This window comes from Sphingorhabdus buctiana, assembly GCF_042680825.1.
GTDB lineage: Bacteria > Pseudomonadota > Alphaproteobacteria > Sphingomonadales > Sphingomonadaceae > Sphingorhabdus_B > Sphingorhabdus_B buctiana.
In genome coordinates this window covers 1-14,622 of the sequence record NZ_JBHUEL010000010.1, presented here as the reverse complement: position 1 = coordinate 14,622, position 14,622 = coordinate 1, and the positions used below count along the sequence as shown (strand labels likewise).

Genomic DNA, 14,622 nt, shown 5'->3' with positions numbered 1-14,622 from the left:
ACGCCATGCTTGCCCGCATCATCGGCTTTTCCATTCGTCAGCGCTGGTTCGTCCTGGCGGTTGTCGCCCTTTTATCTGCCATCGGCGTGTGGAGCGCGACCAAGCTGCCCATCGACGCCGTACCCGACATCACTAACGTCCAGGTCCAGATCAACACGGAGGCCGAAGGCTACTCCCCGCTCGAATCCGAGCAGCGCATCACATATCCCATCGAGACGGCCATCGCCGGCGTTCCGGGCCTTTCCTACACGCGCTCGATCTCGCGCTATGGGCTGAGCCAGGTCACGGTGGTGTTCGAGGACGGCACCGACACCTATTTTGCCCGCCAGCAGGTCAACGAGCGCCTGCAAGCGGTCAGGTCGCAACTGCCGGCCGGAATCGAGCCGGAAATGGGACCGATCGCCACCGGGCTCGGTGAAATCTTCATGTTCGCGATCGAGCCCAAACCCGGCGCCACCAAACCCGATGGCAGTCCCTGGACGGCAACCGATCTCAGAACCCTGTCCGATTGGGTGGTGCGGCCGCAGATGCGGACAATTCCCGGCGTGGCCGAGGTGAACACCATCGGCGGCTACGAACGGCAATACCATGTCACGCCCAACCCGGCGCAGCTGGCCGCGCTCAATCTGTCTCTGAACGATCTTGTCGAGGCGCTGGAACGCAACAACGCCAATCGCGGCGCGGGCTATGTTGAGCGCGGCGGCGAGCAGATCCTGATCCGCGTTCCCGGGCAGGCGGCCAACGAAGCGGACCTCTCGCAGATCCTCGTTGCGACGCGCGGCGGCGTGCCGATCCGCGTCGGCGACGTGGCCGAAATCGTGATCGGTTCCGAACTGCGCACCGGTGCCGCAACCGAAAATGCGAAGGAGATCGTACTCGGAACGATCTTCATGCGAACTGGCGAAAACCCGCGGATCGTTGCCCAGGCTGCTGCGGAGAAGCTCAAGCAGGCGACAGCATCGCTACCTGCGGGCGTGGTGGCGCACCCGCTCTATGACCGCACCGAACTGGTCGACCGCACGATCGCCACTGTCGAGAAGAACCTCGCCGAGGGTGCATTGCTCGTGATTGTGGTCCTGTTCCTGCTGCTCGGCAATTTCCGGGCGGCGCTGATCACGGCTGCGGTGATCCCGATCGCCATGCTCATGACGCTGACCGGCATGCTGGCGACCCGAACCTCCGCGAACCTGATGAGCCTGGGAGCGCTGGATTTCGGCCTGATCGTCGACGGAGCGGTCATCATCGTCGAGAACTGCCTGCGACGATTGGGCGAAGCCCAGCATCGAATGGGCCGCTTGCTCGATCGCGACGAGCGGTTTGGTCTCGTGGCCAAGGCGAGCGCCGAAGTCATCCGCCCCTCGATCTTCGGCATCGTCATCATTACCGCGGTGTATCTGCCGATATTCGCGCTTGAAGGCATCGAGGGCAAAACCTTCCATCCCATGGCGATCACCGTCGTGCTGGCCCTGACGGCGGCGCTGATCCTCTCGCTGACGCTTGTGCCCGCTGCCGTTGCCCTCTTCGTCACCGGCAAGGTGGAGGAAAAGGAAAACCGCGTCATGCGCTGGATGAGCGAACGGTACGCGCCGCTCCTCGACAAGGCCTTGGCCCGCCCGAAGCTCGCTGTTGCCTCCGCCGTCCTGCTTGTCACCCTCAGCGCTGCGGGAGCAACACGGCTAGGGTCGGAGTTTATTCCAAACCTCGATGAAGGCGACATCGCGATGCACGCGCTGCGTATTCCGGGCACCAGTCTTGGCCAGGCAGTCCAGATGCAGGAGTCACTGGAGAAACGCATCCGGCAGTTCCCCGAGGTGGAGCGCGTCTTTGCCAAGATCGGTACGGCCGATGTCGCGACCGACCCGATGCCGCCATCAGTCGCGGACAATTTCATCATGCTCAAGGACAGGAGCGAATGGCCCGACCCGCGCAAGCCGCGTGACCAGCTTGTGGCCGAACTGAACAAGGCGGTGTCGGAGATTCCCGGCAACAACTACGAGTTCACGCAGCCGGTGCAGATGCGCATGAACGAGTTGATCGCGGGCGTGCGCGCCGATGTGGCTATCAAGCTGTTCGGCGACGACCTTGAGCAGCTGCTCAAGAGCGGTGACGCCATCAACGATGTGGCGGCGTCTATCCCCGGGGCTGAGGATGTGAAGCTAGAGCAGGTCACGGGTCTGCCGATGCTCTCGGTCACACCGCGCCGTGACATACTCGCACGCTATGGCATCAGCATGGCCGAGGTTCAGGATGCCGTGGCCACGGCAACTGGCGGCCGCAAGGCCGGCGAGGTGTTCGAAGGCGACCGGCGCTTTGCCGTCGTCGTGCGCCTGCCCGAAGCGCTACGGACGGACTTACCGGCACTCGGCAATCTGCCCGTTCGCCTTGCAGCCGGCGGGACGGTGCCGCTGTCACAACTGGCTGACATCTCACTCTCGGCCGGACCCAATCAGATCAGCCGTGAGAACGGCAAGCGCCGCGCCGTGATCACCGCCAACGTGCGCGGCCGGGATCTGGGATCTTTCATCACGGAGCTGCGTGAGAAGGTCGGCGCTGAAGTCGAACTGCCGACCGGCTATTACGTTGAATATGGCGGCACGTTCGAACAGCTCCAGTCGGCCAAGACACGGCTGCAGGTGGTCGTGCCGCTTGTCCTGCTGCTGATCTTCGGGCTCCTTTTCACCCTGTTTGGATCGACGAAGGATGCGGCCATCGTCTTCTCGGGCGTGCCGCTCGCATTGACCGGCGGGGTGGCAGGCCTGGCATTGCGCGGCATCCCGATGTCAATCTCTGCCGGGATCGGGTTCATCGCCTTGTCGGGTGTTGCGGTGCTCAACGGTGTCGTCATGCTGTCATTCATCCGCGACCTGCGCGAACGCGGTCTGGGACCATTGGCGGCGGTGCGCGAGGGGGCGCTGACACGCCTGCGCCCGGTGATGATGACGGCTCTCGTGGCATCGCTCGGCTTCGTACCGATGGCGCTGAACGTCGGTGCCGGTTCCGAAGTGCAGCGACCCCTCGCGACTGTCGTGATCGGTGGGATCATTTCCTCGACGATCCTCACATTGCTGGTGCTGCCGGCACTCTATCGGCTAATACATGGGCGCGAGGATGAAACGGAGATCAAAGTCGTCGAAGGCGTCACTCGAGGGGCATGAAAGTACTCGCTGATCATTCCGCCAATGATATGAGGGGGGCATCGTGATCCCGGAGCAGCTGATCATAATGCGGTGTCCAGCCACCCTGCAGTGCTCGCGAAAGTGGCGAGCAGAGTGACGCAAAAGCGCCCCCCGGCAGCCCCATGCAGAAGCCTTCAGGTTCGGCGCGCTACGTAATATTCAGCCTGCCCGAGACGTCGCAAGAATTTGGCTCGACCGCTGGGGTATCGGACGCGCCTTGGTGAGATTGTAATCCATAAATTATGTTGCAGAGAAGGTTGGATGCGAGTCGCCTTCCCACCGCCACTTAACTGAAATATGCCGCCAACATTCGCTTTAGCGAAATGGCGCCTCAATCATTGCGGCGATAACCTTGGCCGCATGTTTCAGTGTCGCGCCCGATTGCCACATGTGGTGCGGACGCGATTTATCCGACAGTTCGCTTTCGCGCGAGGCCAGAACGGCACCCAAAGTCGATCCGAGGAAAACGAAACGCTCATTCTTTTTCGCCGCGGGCATTTCGGGCATCAGCCGGCGCAAATGATCCAGGCAACGCTGGTATCCGGTATTCCAGCGCCCTTCCAATGCTTCCATGAAAAAGGCGCGGTGCGACAGACCAAGCAGTGTGAAGAAGCGGTTGAAGCTCTCGTCTCCTGGGCTTGCGTCGGGATCGAGCGAGGTTTCGATCATCCCTTCGATCACCTCGGCAACGGTGTGTGGCCCGCCTTTGGCTTCGCATGAATCGAGCCAGGCATTGCGGCGTATGTCGATCGCGCGGGCACCATCGACGATGAGTTCGCGCACCAAGGCCTCTTTCGAGCCGAAATAATAACCCACAACAGCGTGATTTTTCTGGCCCGCCGCCTCGGCAATCTGGCGCACGGTTACGCCATCAATCCCGCGCTCGGCAAACAGGCGCAAGGCCACTGCTTTTAGATGCTCCGCGGCATCAGATCGCACTTTCGGGGCGGGATTTGCCATCGTCAGAACCTAGGCTTGACTCATATTTACGTCAACTGCATTATCCAATTGGATAATAATGGAGAGGATTCGCTGGAACTATGATCGACGGGGTCGATCTTGCAGCGCTTGAACAGTGGATGGACCGGCAGGGGCTTGGAGAGGGGCCCATTGCTGATGCCATCACATTGGCGGGCGGCACACAGAACATTTTGTTGCGGTTCAGCCGGTCTGGCTGCAGCTATGTCTTGCGCCGCCCGCCACCCGTTTTGCGGGCAAATTCGAACGAGACGATGCGCCGCGAAGCGCGCGCGCTTGCCGCACTCAAGGGTAGCGCGGTTCCGCATCCCGAACTGATTGCCGCTTGCCCTGAAGAAGATGTTATCGGGGCGTCCTTTTATTTGATGGAGCCGATTGAAGGGTTCAACGCGACCCAGGGCTTGCCCGCTTTGCATGCCGGCAACGCATCCATCCGGCATCGCATGGGCCTTGCCATGGTCGAGGCGATCGCTGCGCTAAGCAAGGTCGATTACCGCGCGGTCGGACTCGAGAGTTTCGGCAAGCTCGACAACTGGATCGAACGCCAGGTCGGGCGTTGGGCGTCGCAGTTGGCAAGCTATTCCGAAATGCCGGGCTGGACCGGGCCCGACGCGATCCCGGGCGTTGAAAAGGTCGGCAAATGGCTCGATGCACATCGCCCTGCCAATTTTCAGCCTGGCATCATCCATGGTGATTTCCACTTCGCCAATGTGCTGTTCCGCAACGACAGCGGCGAACTGGCGGCGGTGGTCGATTGGGAATTGTGCACTTTGGGTGATCCTCTGCTCGACCTTGGCTGGCTGGTCGCGACATGGCCCGAAAATGACAATCCGCACGCAACCGATGTAGCGATCAGGCCTTGGGAGGGTTTTGCATCGCCCGACGAACTGGTCACCCATTATGCCGAACTGACTGGTCGCGATTTGGCGGACTTTGATTGGTATGCGGTGCTCGCTTGCTACAAGCTGGGCATCATCCTCGAAGGTACGCACGCACGCGCCTGTGCAGGCAAGGCCCCGCGCGAGACCGGCGACCGGCTGCACGCCCACACCATCCACTTGTTTGAACGTGCGCTGCGGCGCATCAGCTGAAAGGAAATTCCATGACCAATGACACCGATTTTACCGGCAAGCATGTGCTGGTCGTCGGCGGTTCGAGCGGAATTGGCAATGGCATTGCACACGGTTTTCGCGAACGCGGTGCGACAGTCCATGTCTGGGGAACGCGCGCGAACCCTGCCGACTATGACCCTGCCGATGGTTCGGACCTGAGCGGGCTTGGCTATACATGTGTCGATGTCGGCGATCCCGATGCAATCGAAGCGGCGCCACTGCCCTTCGATACGCTCGACGTGCTGGTGCTTTGCCAAGGCACCGTTGTTTACAAACGCGGCGAGTTTGAGCGACCCGGCTGGGATCGTGTTATGTCGGTCAATCTCGACAGCCTGATGCATATCTCACGCAAGTTCAAACCGCAGCTTCTGGAAAGCCAGGGCAGCGTCATCATCGTCAGCTCGATTTCCGGGCTGAAGGCCAATATCGGCAACCCCGCTTACGCAGCTTCCAAGGCGGGCGCGATCAGCCTCACCAAGACTTTAGGGCAGGCTTGGGGGCCGGAAGGTATTCGCGTCAACGGTCTCGCACCCGGCCTTGTCGATACAAAGCTGACCAAGGTGACCACGCAAAGCCCCGAACGGCTTGCTGGCGCGCTCGCCAATATCCCGCAACGCCGCATGGGCCTGCCCGCCGACATGGCGGGTGCTGCCATCTTCCTCGCATCCCCGCTCGCATCCTACGTCACCGGTCATACGCTGATCGTCGATGGCGGGCTTTCCCTCTGAAAGGATTTTTCCGATGAATTTCGAACATAGCGACAAGGTCAAGGCGTTGCTCGCCCAGATCCAGGCTTTCATGGATGAACATATCTATCCGAATGAGGAAGACTATCACCGCTTCGTCACCGATCCGGCCAATTTGTGGAAGGAATGGCCGAAGATGGAGGAACTGAAGGCCAAGGCGAAAGCACTGGACCTCTGGAACTTGTTCTTGCCCCATGAATATGGTGCATTCTCGCCCGGCCTTACCAACCTTGAATATGCGCCAATTGCCGAGTTGCTCGGACGCGTGCCTTGGTCGAGCCAGGTGTTCAACTGCTCGGCACCCGATACAGGCAATATGGAAGTGCTCGCCAAATATGGTTCGCCTGAACAGCAGGAAAAATGGCTCAAACCTCTGCTCAACGGCGAAATCCGTTCGGCCTATGTGATGACCGAGCCGCAAGTGGCTTCGTCGGATGCGACTAACCTTGAGCTGTCGATCACGCCGGATGGCGACGAATATGTCATCAACGGCCGCAAATGGTGGATTTCGAACGCGATGCACCCGCGCTGCGACATCTGGATCGTGATGGGCAAGACCGATTTCAACGCCCCACGCCACGCGCAGCATTCGCAGATTCTGGTCGAACCGAACACGCCGGGCATCACCATCGTGCGCCACCAGACCGTATTTGGTTCACACAATTCGCCGGGCGGCGAATCCGAACTGCGCTTCGAAAATGTCCGCGTGCCAAAGGAAAACCTGATCCTTGGCGAGGGCCGCGGGTTTGAGATCGCGCAAGGCCGCCTAGGGCCGGGCCGCATCCACCACTGCATGCGCTCGATCGGGCAGGCGCAGCGCGCGCTCGAAATCATGGCGCGCCGCGTCGACAGCCGCGTTGCCTTTGGCAAAAAACTCGCAGACCAATCGTCGATCCGGCAGGATGTGGCGAAAAGTTTCTGCGAGATCGAAATGTCACGCCTGCTGACGCTGAAGGCGGCCGATGCAATGGACCGTTATGGCAACAAGGTCGCAAAAGACTTGATCGCCGCCATCAAGGTTGTGGCCCCGCAAATGGCGCAGACCGTGTGCGACCGCGCCATACAGGCGCATGGCGGCATGGGCGTTTCGGACGATACGCCGATCGCCCGCTTCTTCACGCTAAACCGCTTTGTGCGCATCGCCGATGGCCCGGATGAAGTGCATATGAGCCAGCTCGGCAAGCAGAAGATCAAGGAATATGTTGCGATGAACGAGCGTTGAGGAAGCGGGAATGGCATCGCTTTTTGACCTGACCGGAAAGGTCGCGCTCGTCACCGGCGGCAATAATGGCATCGGGCTTGGCATGGCCGATGGCCTTGCCGCGCATGGCGCGACCGTCGTCATCTGGGGCACAAATGCCGCACGCAATGAGGAAGCTGCGGAAAAGCTGCGTGCGCATGGCGGAGAGGTGCGCGCGGCGCAAATCGACGTTTCGGACGAGGCCGCTGTGGCGAAAGGTGTCGATAATATTGTCGCCGAATTCGGCCGGCTCGACCAAGCGATTGCCAATGCCGGCATCTCGATTTCGCGCAAGAGCCTGTTCGACATCAGCGTCGAGGATTTCCGCAAGATCGAGGAAGTGAACATCCATGGCGTGCTCTTCACCTTGCGTGAAGCGGCACGGCACATGATCGATCGGCACAAAGCGGGCGATAGCGGCGGATCGCTCGTCGCCATCTCGTCGACTTCCGCAATCCACGGTGCCGCCCGCAATGAGCATTATGGTGCAACCAAGGGCGCAGTTGTCGCCATGGCGCGCGCCATGGCAGTCGAGCTTGCCCGTTATGGCATAAGCGTAAACAGCGTGCTGCCGGGTTGGACGCGTTCGGGCATGACCGCTGGTCTGCAGGAGTGGGACAAGTTCAACGAGGCAGTGATCAGCCGTGTACCCACTGGCGACTGGCTCGATGGTTCCGATTTTGCGGCGATTGCCGTCTATCTCGCCAGCCGTGGTTCGCGCAATCACACGGGCGACACCATCGTCATCGACGGGGGCTACACCATCTACTGAATATCGCGAGGGAGAGAGCGATGGGCTGGATCAAGAGCGGCGAGCGCACATTAACAACGGCGGAGTTTGACGAACGTGCGCGGCGTGCCGCAACGGTCATCCAGGGGTTGGGGGTGGAGAGCGGCGACGGCATCGCGCTCTACCTGCGCAATGATATCGCCTATTTCGAAGCCGCCTTTGGCGCAGGAATGCTGGGCATTTATCCGGTGCCGGTCAACTGGCACTATACGCCCGATGAAGCCAATTACCTGCTGACCGACAGCGGTGTCAAATTGCTCCTCATCCACGCCGATCTTTATGAGCCAATCAAGCAGGCGATCCCTGCTGGGCTCCAGGTGATCATCGTCGAAACACCCCCTGAAATTCAAGAAGCTTACGGCATTTCAAAGACCCCTCAGCCTGAAGGGCTGCCGCGTTGGCACGATTTGCTAGATGCGGCAGTCCCATTTTCAGGTGAAGCGGAGATGGCCCCGAGCACGATCATTTATACATCGGGTACCACCGGTCGTCCCAAAGGCGTCCGCCGCGCAGCCTTCACGCAAGAGCAGGCGGAAGCGGTCAACACCATGCTTGGCTGGTCTTACGGCTATACCGATGTACTGGCGGGCAAGCGTGATCCGGCGAGCATAACGACAGCGGTGATTGGCCCGGTCTATCACAGCGCGCCCAACGCCCATTCGTCCTTTTCAATCCGCATCGGGGCTAACGTTGTAATCTGCCCGCGCTTCGACGCCGAGGCGCTGCTTGCACTCATCGAAAAGGAACGCATCACGCACCTCAACATGGTGCCGATCATGTTCAACCGGCTGTTGCGCCTACCCGAAGAGGTGAAGCGCAAATATGACCTGTCGAGCCTCGAATATGTCACCCATGCCGCCGCACCCTGCCCGCCGCCCGTCAAGCGCGCGATGATCGAATGGTGGGGGCCGGTGATCTGGGAATATTATGGTTCAACCGAGATGGGCAATGTCACCTGCCTGTCGTCGGAGGAATGGCTGGCGCATCCCGGATCGGTCGGGCGCGTGCAGCCCGGCGTGACGCTGCGCGTAGTTGACCCGGAGGGGAATGACGTTCCTCCCGGCACGATTGGCGAGGTCATCGGCAAAGGCCGGCATGGCACCAATTTCACCTATCAAAACTCGCCCGAAAAGCGTGCCTCGATGGAGAAATATGGACTGATCACGCCGGGTGACATGGGCTATTTCGACAATGACGACTTTCTCTATCTGTGCGACCGTATCAACGACATGATCATTTCGGGCGGCGCGAACATCTACCCTGCCGAAATCGAGGCCGAACTGCACAAGCTGCCCGGTGTTGCCGACTGCGCGGTGTTCGGCATCCCAGATGAGGAATTTGGCGAAAGCGTGATGGCGGTGGTGCAACCGATGCCCGGCGCATCTCTAACTGCAGAAGGACTGCAAGCCGAGCTGAAAAAAGTGCTCACCGGATATAAGGTGCCGCGCCGGATCGATTTTGCCGACAGCCTGCCACGCGAGGATTCGGGCAAGATTTTCAAGCGCAAGTTGCGTGAGCCCTTTTGGGAAGGACGGGAGCGGAGAATATGAGCGAAGCGATACTCGAACCGGATCTGCCAATCATCGATCCGCACCACCATTTGTGGGATTGGCGATCGCGCCTGCCCTTCCTGCCCGCCGAAATGTCGCACCCGTTCGAGGCGATCCTGCGGCAGTCGCCACGCTACCTGCTCGACGAATTGCTGGCGGATACGGGGAGCGGCCACAATGTCATCGGCACAGTTTATGTCCAGTGCGGCGCCTTTTACCGCGCCGACGGCCCCGAAGCGATGCAGCCGGTGGGCGAGACCGAGTTTGTCAACGGTGTCGCTGCCATGGCCGCGAGCGGTGTCTATGGACCGACACGCGCCTGTGCAGGCATAGTTGGCCATGCCGACCTGGGGCTGGGCGATGCGGTGGCCGAAGTGCTTGATGCGCATATCGCCGCCGGAGGCGGGCGTTTCCGCGGCATCCGCCACATGATGGCCCATGACGACGATACCGCCGTGCTGGGGCCATTGGCCCATGCAGCCCCGAACCTCTGTTCGTCGCCGCAAGTGCACGCAGCGCTAAAGCATTTTGCCAAGCGCCAGCTCTCGCTCGATATCTGGGTGGTCGAACCGCAATTGCCCGAAGTCGTGGGGCTTGCCCGCGCCTTCCCCGATGTGTCGATGGTGATCGACCATGTTGGCACTCCGGTCGGGCTGGGTCGCTACGCCGGCAAGCGCGACGATCGTTTTGCAGGCTGGAAAGCAAGCATGGCCAGCCTCGCCGAACTGCCCAACGTCCATATGAAACTTGGTGGACTTGGTATGCCCTTCCCCGGCTTCGAAGGCATGGGGCCGGACGTGCGGCCATCATCCGAAACGCTAGCGGCTGCTTGGAAGCCCTATATCGAGACCTGCATCGAAGTGTTTGGCGCAGATCGCTGCATGTTCGAAAGCAACTTCCCGGTGGATCGCTGGGGTGCCGATTATCCGACGCTGTGGAATGCCTTCAAGCGCATCGCATCCGGTGCATCGACAAACGAGAAGGCGGACCTGTTCGCCGGCACCGCCGCCCGTTTCTATCGTCTGGAAGGACTGGCATGAAGGCGCTGCGCTATTTCGGTGAACGCGATATCCGCCATGACAACATGGAGGATCCGAAGCTCGAGTCCGACCGCGATGCAATTGTGCAGATGACCGCCTGCTCGATCTGCGGCAGCGACCTTCACATCTATCACGGCCACGGTTTTTCCGAGGACACAGGCTTTTGCGTTGGTCACGAAGCCGTTGGCGAAGTGATAGAAGTTGGCCGCGCTGTCACACGGGTGAAAGTGGGTGACAAGGTGATGATGCCTGCGGCCGTCGGCTGCGGGGCCTGCCGATCATGCCTGTCGGGCGTTGTGAACAATTGCGAGAACGGAGCGAGCGGCTGCTACGGTCTTTCGGCGAAGTTGCAGGGGGTACAGGCGGAGGCCTTCCGCGTACCGGCCGCCGACATGAACGCAGTCAAAATCCCCGAAGGCATCAGCGAAGACCAGGCGCTGATGATGACCGACGCGATGGCCACCGCTTGGTTCGGTGCGCGCAACGCAGATATCCGTCCCGGCAGCAGCGTGGGTGTCATCGGGCTCGGCCCTATCGGATTGATGACCGTAGAGGCAGCCTTTGTAATGGGTGCGCATGTCGTCTACGCCATCGATCCCATATCCGAGCGGCGCGCATTGGCCGAAGCTGTGGGTGCAATCGCGCTCCATCCGGATGAAGCAATGGAGCGCATAAAGGAAGACACCAAGGGTCGCAGGTTGGACTGTGTGGTCGAGGTCGTGGGTAGCGATGCGACCGTCGATTTCGCGCTGCGCTGTGTGCGGGTGCGCGGGACGGTTTCGGTGATCGGTGTGCAGCAATCACGCCGATTCCCCTTCCCGCTCGAACGTGCCTTTGCCGGCGGCCTGACCTTCCGCGTCGGGACCTGTTCCGTGCCCGAAGAGCTGCCAGCGTTGTTCCCGTTGGTCCAGTCCGGTCGGCTCAAACCCGAGCGCTATATCAGCCACCGCCTGCCGTTGAGCCAAGGCGCCGATGCCTATGACCTGTTCGACCGCCGCGAAGCCGGGGCATTGAAGATGGTGTTGGTGCCTTAGCGCCTTTCCCCTTGTCGCTTGATGATCGGTCAGGCTAACAGCCAGGAATGAACAGTCTCCAATTCGTCCAGCGCTCGATCCTTGGCCAGACATGGCAGTGGCGCGGCAACCGGGCGGATGCGGGCGATCCCGATTTCACGCCAGACGACCTCGTCACGCAGTTGCTTCTGGCGCGCGGCGTGGCACGCGACGATCTGGATCGGCACCGGACGCCGACACTGCGCGGATTCATGCCAGACCCCTCCATCTTTCGCGACATGGATGTCGCGGCTGAACGCCTGGCCGATGCAGTGCAAAGCGGCGAAAAACTGACCGTATATGGCGACTATGACGTGGATGGCGCAACCAGCGCCGCCCTCCTCATCCGCCTGTTTCGTGATCTGGGGCTGGAGGCTGGCTATTACATTCCGGACCGGCTGCTCGAAGGCTATGGCCCCTCGGGCGAAGCATTGGTGCGCTTGGGCGACGCTGGCAACAAGCTGGTTGTTACAGTCGATTGCGGCGCGATGGCGTTCGACGCCCTATCGCAGGCAAAAGCGGCGGGCATGGAGGTAATCGTCGTTGACCATCACAAATGTGCTGCCGAATTGCCCTCCGCCTTCGCCCTCGTAAACCCGAACCGCCTCGACGAGGCCGACGAAGCCGCCGCACATGGCCATCTGGCTGCGGTCGGCGTAGCCTTCCTCCTCGCCGCTGCGATCGTGCGGCTACTGCGCAATCGCGGTTTTTTCGCGGACCGCGCGGAACCCCGGTTGGTCGAACTGCTCGATATCGTCGCGCTGGGCACGGTTGCCGATGTGGCCCAGTTGAAAGGGCTTAACCGTGCTTTTGTCGCGCAGGGCCTGAAAGTCATGGCCGCACGCCGCAATATCGGGCTGAATGCCCTGGCTGCAGCGGCGCGGCTGAACCGCGCGCCAAGCTGCTCAGACCTTGGCTTTGCGCTCGGCCCGCGCATCAATGCCGGGGGGCGTGTAGGCAAATCCGATCTTGGCGTACGCCTGCTAACCACCACCGATCCGGAAGAGGCGCGCCTGATCGCGCAAGAGCTCGACCGGCTGAACGAAGAACGCCGCGCGATCGAAGCGCAAGTACAGGAAGCTGCCGAAGCAGCGATGGCGAGCCAGCATAACCGCACTGTAGCGCTTGTTTCTGGCGAGGGCTGGCATCCCGGTGTGATCGGTATCGTCGCCGGACGCATCAAGGAAAAGTTCGGCAAACCTGCGATTGTCGTTGCAGTCGACGCAGACGGCACCGGCAAGGGATCGGGACGGTCGATTACCGGCGTTGATCTGGGCGCCGCCATCATTTCCGCCCGTGAGGCCGGTTTGCTGGTTGCAGGCGGCGGGCATGCCATGGCCGCAGGGCTGACGGTCGAGGCCGGAAAAATCGATGCGCTGTCCGATTGGCTCGATGAGCGCCTTGCAGGTGACGTTTCGCGCGCCAGTTCCGAAAAGGTGCTTTCGGTCGACGCCATGGTCAATCCGCGTGGATTGAGTCCGATGCTGATCGAAACGCTTGAGGCTGCCGGCCCATATGGCACGGGCTGGCCGGGTCCGCGGGTCGTGACGGGGCCGGTGCGCGTGGTGAAATGCGATATCGTCGGCAAGGACCATGTCCGTGCGATCGTTTCGGGAGACGACGGCGCCTCATTTAAGGCGATGGCATTTCGCCAAGGCGAGAGCATCTTGGGCCAGCAATTGTTGCACGGCGATCGCGGCCAGAAATACTGGCTCGCGGGGCGGGCAAAGCTGGATGATTGGGGTTCAACCCCCAAAGCCGAATTGCACATTGATGACGTCGCACTTGCCTGAATTTCGCTCGCTGACGAAATCTTTGAAATCAGGCAAACTCGGTTCTTGACGAGTGCAAAGCGAATCCGTAAAGGCGCGCTTCCATCTTCGATGGCCCCTTCGTCTAGCGGTCAGGACGCGGCCCTTTCACGGCTGAAACACGGGTTCGATTCCCGTAGGGGTCACCATCACTTCTTACTGATGGTGGAAGCTTTTGGATCGCTCCGATCCACCCAAAGATGGAATTCAGCAAAACCTAATGTTCAGTGTCGGCAACGACGGCTTGGGTCTGTGCCGCTTTCATCCCGCCTTGCTGGACGATCAGTTCGGAACGCGAAGTGACGCCCAACTTGCGGAATATGCTGTTCAGGTGAATTTTCACGGTGCCTTCGGCAAGGTCGCATCGCGAGGCAATATCCCGATTTCGCAGGCCTTGGCAGACAAGCTCGACAATCTCCGCCTCTCTTTTGGTCAGCAGGTCGTTTGACCGCAAGGTGCGGCTTGGTTTGTCGATCGAAAAGCGCAAGGCAGGTTCGGTCACATTGGTATCGAACCATTTGCCACCAGACAGCACGGTTTCCATTGCACCGATGATGATTTCCGGATCGGCATCTTTAAGAGCGATACCCGAAATGCCCAGCCGCATCGCCTCGATCGTCTGCTCCGGGTCGACATGCACCGTCAGGAACATCGACGGCACGGTGGGATAAAATCGGCGGATGTGGCGCAATATTCGCAGCCCACCGCCGCCGTTCATGGTGACGTCGAGCATCGCCAGATCCGGTCGATTATCGTCAATTTTCTGGATTGCTTCCTCGACCGAAAGCGCTGTGGTGATGGCGAAATTGCCACTGCCCTGAACATATTGGCTGAAGCCGTGCAGGAAGAATGGATGGTCGTCGACTATCAGGACATTATGCATGCTCGGTCCTCTGCATGGGGATGGTGATCGCCAAAATTGCGCTCTTTTCCAAGCCTTCCGCATAGGCGGAACCATTGACGAGTCGCAGCCTCTGCAACAGCGATGCTGATTTCAAAGGCATTGATTTCCCCCCTTTTTTCCCCACACCCGATGTCGCAAATTCGGCCCTGTCGATTGTTCCCCGTCAGCACCAATGGCACAGATTTGATGTTGTGATTTAAGGAGTGTTTTGGTCTCATCGTAG

The 14,622-nt window shown here is 60.4% G+C and carries 12 protein-coding genes and 1 tRNA gene; 10 read left to right on the top strand and 3 right to left on the bottom strand.

Translation table 11 applies throughout. The features are described 5' to 3' along the window. Positions 1-5: 5 nt before the first annotated feature. Complete coding sequence (locus ACFSAG_RS10665; protein ID WP_069310767.1) at positions 6-3,155, top strand: efflux RND transporter permease subunit; 3,150 nt, start codon at positions 6-8, stop codon at positions 3,153-3,155. 336 nt (positions 3,156-3,491) lie between these two features. Here ACFSAG_RS10665 and ACFSAG_RS10660 read toward each other — a convergent pair whose 3' ends face one another. Further along, positions 3,492-4,136: a TetR/AcrR family transcriptional regulator gene (locus ACFSAG_RS10660; RefSeq protein ID WP_381514562.1), complete on the bottom strand. Its 645-nt coding sequence runs from the start codon at positions 4,134-4,136 to the stop codon at positions 3,492-3,494. Positions 4,137-4,216: 80 nt separating this feature from the next. Here ACFSAG_RS10660 and ACFSAG_RS10655 point away from each other — a divergent pair, with 80 nt between their 5' ends. The 9 genes from ACFSAG_RS10655 to ACFSAG_RS10615 all read left to right on the top strand — a co-directional run bounded on the left by ACFSAG_RS10655 (position 4,217) and on the right by ACFSAG_RS10615 (position 13,644). Next, entirely contained in the window at positions 4,217-5,245 is a 1,029-nt protein-coding gene (locus ACFSAG_RS10655; protein ID WP_381514559.1) for a phosphotransferase family protein, read from the top strand. A gap of 11 nt (positions 5,246-5,256) precedes the next feature. After that, the gene (locus ACFSAG_RS10650; RefSeq protein WP_381514556.1) at positions 5,257-5,994 is read left to right on the top strand and encodes an SDR family NAD(P)-dependent oxidoreductase; all 738 of its coding nucleotides are present in this window, start codon (positions 5,257-5,259) and stop codon (positions 5,992-5,994) included. Positions 5,995-6,007: 13 nt separating this feature from the next. Continuing rightward, a complete protein-coding gene (locus ACFSAG_RS10645) occupies positions 6,008-7,234 on the top strand; it encodes an acyl-CoA dehydrogenase family protein (protein WP_381514553.1) in 1,227 nt (408 codons plus the stop codon). Positions 7,235-7,244: 10 nt separating this feature from the next. After that, complete coding sequence (locus ACFSAG_RS10640; RefSeq protein ID WP_381514549.1) at positions 7,245-8,024, top strand: SDR family NAD(P)-dependent oxidoreductase; 780 nt, start codon at positions 7,245-7,247, stop codon at positions 8,022-8,024. A 20-nt stretch (positions 8,025-8,044) separates the two neighbouring features. Next, on the top strand, positions 8,045-9,592 hold the full coding sequence (locus ACFSAG_RS10635) for an acyl-CoA synthetase (RefSeq protein ID WP_381514546.1): 1,548 nt from the start codon (positions 8,045-8,047) through the stop codon (positions 9,590-9,592). Further along, complete coding sequence (locus ACFSAG_RS10630) at positions 9,589-10,632, top strand: amidohydrolase family protein (protein ID WP_381514543.1); 1,044 nt, start codon at positions 9,589-9,591, stop codon at positions 10,630-10,632. Before ACFSAG_RS10635 ends, ACFSAG_RS10630 begins: the two co-directional genes overlap by 4 nt. Further along, positions 10,629-11,666 carry an alcohol dehydrogenase family protein gene (locus ACFSAG_RS10625; RefSeq protein WP_381514540.1) on the top strand — a complete coding sequence of 346 codons (1,038 nt, stop codon included), beginning with the start codon at positions 10,629-10,631 and terminating at the stop codon, positions 11,664-11,666. Before ACFSAG_RS10630 ends, ACFSAG_RS10625 begins: the two co-directional genes overlap by 4 nt. Positions 11,667-11,713: 47 nt before the next feature. Then, positions 11,714-13,477 (top strand): single-stranded-DNA-specific exonuclease RecJ, encoded by a 1,764-nt coding sequence (gene recJ, locus ACFSAG_RS10620; protein WP_381514537.1) that lies wholly within the window; start codon positions 11,714-11,716, stop codon positions 13,475-13,477. Between the two features lie 92 nt (positions 13,478-13,569). Next, positions 13,570-13,644 (top strand) — tRNA-Glu (locus ACFSAG_RS10615). A 68-nt stretch (positions 13,645-13,712) separates the two neighbouring features. On the opposite strand, the gene ACFSAG_RS10610 is transcribed toward ACFSAG_RS10615, so the two are convergent. Both ACFSAG_RS10610 and ACFSAG_RS10605 read right to left on the bottom strand, forming a co-directional pair. Beyond that, positions 13,713-14,378, bottom strand: coding sequence for a response regulator (locus tag ACFSAG_RS10610; protein WP_374613358.1), 666 nt, complete (start codon positions 14,376-14,378; stop codon positions 13,713-13,715). Continuing rightward, positions 14,363-14,622, bottom strand: a 260-nt coding sequence (locus ACFSAG_RS10605) for a hypothetical protein (RefSeq protein WP_381514534.1), incomplete at its 5' end; no start/stop codon positions are given. The genes ACFSAG_RS10610 and ACFSAG_RS10605, both read right to left, overlap by 16 nt.

Coding starts and splice junctions, on each gene's coding strand:
- ACFSAG_RS10635 (WP_381514546.1), top strand. CDS start 8,045: ATGGGCTGGATCAAGAGCGGCGAGCGCACATTAACAACGGCGGAGTTT.
- recJ (WP_381514537.1), top strand. CDS start 11,714: ATGAACAGTCTCCAATTCGTCCAGCGCTCGATCCTTGGCCAGACATGG.
- ACFSAG_RS10625 (WP_381514540.1), top strand. CDS start 10,629: ATGAAGGCGCTGCGCTATTTCGGTGAACGCGATATCCGCCATGACAAC.
- ACFSAG_RS10640 (WP_381514549.1), top strand. CDS start 7,245: ATGGCATCGCTTTTTGACCTGACCGGAAAGGTCGCGCTCGTCACCGGC.
- ACFSAG_RS10665 (WP_069310767.1), top strand. CDS start 6: ATGCTTGCCCGCATCATCGGCTTTTCCATTCGTCAGCGCTGGTTCGTC.
- ACFSAG_RS10660 (WP_381514562.1), bottom strand. CDS start 4,136: ATGGCAAATCCCGCCCCGAAAGTGCGATCTGATGCCGCGGAGCATCTA.
- ACFSAG_RS10610 (WP_374613358.1), bottom strand. CDS start 14,378: ATGCATAATGTCCTGATAGTCGACGACCATCCATTCTTCCTGCACGGC.
- ACFSAG_RS10650 (WP_381514556.1), top strand. CDS start 5,257: ATGACCAATGACACCGATTTTACCGGCAAGCATGTGCTGGTCGTCGGC.
- ACFSAG_RS10645 (WP_381514553.1), top strand. CDS start 6,008: ATGAATTTCGAACATAGCGACAAGGTCAAGGCGTTGCTCGCCCAGATC.
- ACFSAG_RS10630 (WP_381514543.1), top strand. CDS start 9,589: ATGAGCGAAGCGATACTCGAACCGGATCTGCCAATCATCGATCCGCAC.
- ACFSAG_RS10655 (WP_381514559.1), top strand. CDS start 4,217: ATGATCGACGGGGTCGATCTTGCAGCGCTTGAACAGTGGATGGACCGG.